This is a genomic window from Catonella sp. (genome assembly GCF_052173895.1).
In the GTDB taxonomy this organism is placed as follows: domain Bacteria; phylum Bacillota; class Clostridia; order Lachnospirales; family Lachnospiraceae; genus Catonella.
In genome coordinates this window covers 1-2,815 of record NZ_JBQMXS010000102.1, presented here as the reverse complement: position 1 = coordinate 2,815, position 2,815 = coordinate 1, and the positions used below count along the sequence as shown (strand labels likewise).

Here is a 2,815-nt window from a genome sequence, read left to right as displayed (position 1 = left end):
AGGGTATTGCCTTCTATTGCTGTAGAATTATGTGTATATTCTATTTCAAAGGCATTTTCATATGTACTTAGAGTAAGCTCCGGAATATGAATTTTTCTAGCTAGATACTGTTCTTTTTTATTTAAAATTTCTTTATAATTCAAAATAATATATCTCCTTTAAAATAATTCTATAGTCTAGTATATCATACTATTAGCAACTTGCCAAAACATTAAAAAAGTTATATCATAATATACAAATAATTTTTAGGAGATATACATGGCAAAATTATATTTTAGATATGGGGCAATGAATTGTGGAAAGACAACAGCTCTTTTGCAGACGGCACATAATTATTCAGAGAGTGGGCAGAGGGCAATAATTATTAAGCCTGCTATTGATACAAAAACAAAGTCTTGTGTTACTAGTCGCTTAGGTATACAAAGAGAAGTAGATCTTCTTGTCGATGAATCTCAGAATTTGTATCAATATTTCGAGAACTATGGTACTAAACTTGACTGTATTTTAGTTGATGAAGTTCAATTTTTAACGGTGGCACAGATAGAAGAGCTTTATAGAGTTGCCGTATTACTCAATATACCTGTTATTTGTTACGGTTTACGTACAGACTTTAGAATGGACGGTTTTCCTGCTAGTTCAAGACTATTAGAACTCGCTCACTCAATTACTGAAATGAAAAATGTATGTTCATGTGGGAAAAAAGCTACCTGTAACTTAAGACTTGTAAATGGAATTCCTATATTTAAGGGAAATCAGGTAGAAATTGATAATTCAGATTTTATTTCTTATAAAGCTGTATGTTCTGAGTGTTTTGAAAGGCTGAAAAATTCAAGTTTGGTTAGTGTATAATAGAACTAGTGTACCTGTATATCTTAGGGACAGGCATATGGGAATTAAGAACATAGGCTTGTAACTTTGATTTTTAGAAAGGAAGATTGAATGAAAAAATGGAATGAAGTTTTTTTAACTTGTGCTATACTTGTGGGAAGTTTGATATTTGCAGTTAACGGTATTGTTTTGCCTAGGACAGTAGAAGCAAGTGATTTTGAAACGAGCACAGAAGTGTTTGACGAATATAATGTTCCTCAAGAAGAAAAATCAGATCCCTTCGCTATAAGATTAACTCCTCATACAAAGGAAGAAATAAGAGAGTTTGTTAAAAATCATCCTGCACAGGTAGATGAGGATGTGAAGACTTTAGAAGAGCCTTCTTTTAAGAAGAAGTTTAACAAGGCGGGAGTATTATCTAAAGAAACACTGCAATCAGCACTCAATATAACCAACCACATCCGTTTTATTGCAGGACTTTCCGGAATGGTTTCTTTAGATGAAAAGTATGTAAAATTTACACAGGCAGCAAGTTATATCAATGTATTAAATGACGATTTATCTCATTACCCCAAAAAGCCAAAGGGGGTTCCAAACAGTCTTTACAAAGATGCCTATGAAGGAGCCAGTTGCAGTAATATTGCATTTGGGCATAATAGCATAAATACCTCGATAGTTTTTGGATATATGTATGATGGAGATTCAAGCAATATTGACAGACTTGGCCATAGAAGGTGGATTTTAAATCCTAATATGGGAGCGACAGGTTTTGGTTATGCTGGAAACTACTCTGCTCTATATGTATTTGATTCTTCCAATGTAAATGCCTCTGAAAATGGAGTAATGTGGCCTGCTCAAGCAATGCCAACCGATTATTTTGATTCTGACTTTCCTTGGAGTATTTCCTTTGATGAACCCGTTCCGGAATCAGGTGTCAGTGTCTTATTAGAAAGGCTATCAGACGGAAAAAAATGGTCATTTTCAAATGAAAAAAGTAATGGTTATTTTAATATTTCAAACATTGGCTATGGTCAGTCTAGCTGCATTATTTTTATGCCGGATAAAATTGAGGAATATACAGATGGAGATGAGTTTCAAGTTACGATTAACGGATTGGGAAAAACACTTAGTTATAAGGTTGCTTTCTTTGATTTGATTCCTGTAACAGAAATCTCTGCTTTAAGTGAGAAAATAAGAATGGATCTTGACTCAGGAACTTATGTGGAATTTAATGTAGAACCTAAGGATGCAACAAATCCTTCTATCCGTTTAATCTCTGATAAGAAAGATATTTTTGCAATAAAAGGAACTTATTTGTATCCGAAAAGATATGGAAAATCTAAGATAACAGGTAAAAGTCTTAGTGGTGGATTGGAAGATGTGACTTATGTGGAAGTAGTGCCTTCTACTATTTGGGATGTTTATATAGGTAAACCTTATGGAAATAGCTTACGGTTAAGTTATAATAAAGTGTACAAGGTAACAGGCTATGAAATTCAATATGCACTTGATAAAAAGTTTACGAAGGAAAAAAAGAAAGTAACGACAAAGAATACAGGAATTACATTAAAAAATTTAAAGAAGAAAACTAATTATTATATTCGTGTGAGAGGTTTTGCTAAGACAAAAGAAGGAATGGTTTATGGAGATTTCAGTGATGTGAAAAAAGTAAGAAATAATTAACTAAGTTGTGTTGGATCTTGCTCATTCAACGGCTGAAATCTTCATCAAATGCTTGACTTTGAGCATAAATGATTATATACTACTGTTATAGTAACGATTTTGTTAGACAGCAGTAGTATATATTGATTGGAGAGTAGATTATGAGTGAACTTAAGCTGCATGGAGGAGAATTAAATGTAATGGAACTTCTTTGGTCAAATAAAGAACTGGCTGCCAAAGATATTTCTAAGATTATTAAAGAATATATAGGATGGGAAAAAAATACTACCTATACTGTTATTAAGCGACTTATAGATAAAGGAGC

The 2,815-nt window shown here is 32.8% G+C and carries 3 protein-coding genes; all 3 read left to right on the top strand.

All coding sequences use genetic code 11. The features are described from left to right. Positions 1–258: 258 nt before the first annotated feature. On the top strand, positions 259–849 hold the full coding sequence (locus tag ACTTG8_RS10180; protein WP_442561993.1) for a thymidine kinase: 591 nt from the start codon (positions 259–261) through the stop codon (positions 847–849). Between the two features lie 90 nt (positions 850–939). Beyond that, the gene (locus ACTTG8_RS10175) at positions 940–2,511 is read left to right on the top strand and encodes a CAP domain-containing protein (RefSeq protein ID WP_442561992.1); all 1,572 of its coding nucleotides are present in this window, start codon (positions 940–942) and stop codon (positions 2,509–2,511) included. A gap of 140 nt (positions 2,512–2,651) precedes the next feature. Continuing rightward, the coding region (locus tag ACTTG8_RS10170; protein ID WP_442561994.1) for a BlaI/MecI/CopY family transcriptional regulator at positions 2,652–2,815 on the top strand (164 nt) is incomplete at its 3' end.

Bases quoted from the DNA above. Each gene is read 5' to 3' on its own strand.
- ACTTG8_RS10180 (WP_442561993.1), top strand. From the start codon at position 259: ATGGCAAAATTATATTTTAGATATGGGGCAATGAATTGTGGAAAGACA.
- ACTTG8_RS10175 (WP_442561992.1), top strand. From the start codon at position 940: ATGAAAAAATGGAATGAAGTTTTTTTAACTTGTGCTATACTTGTGGGA.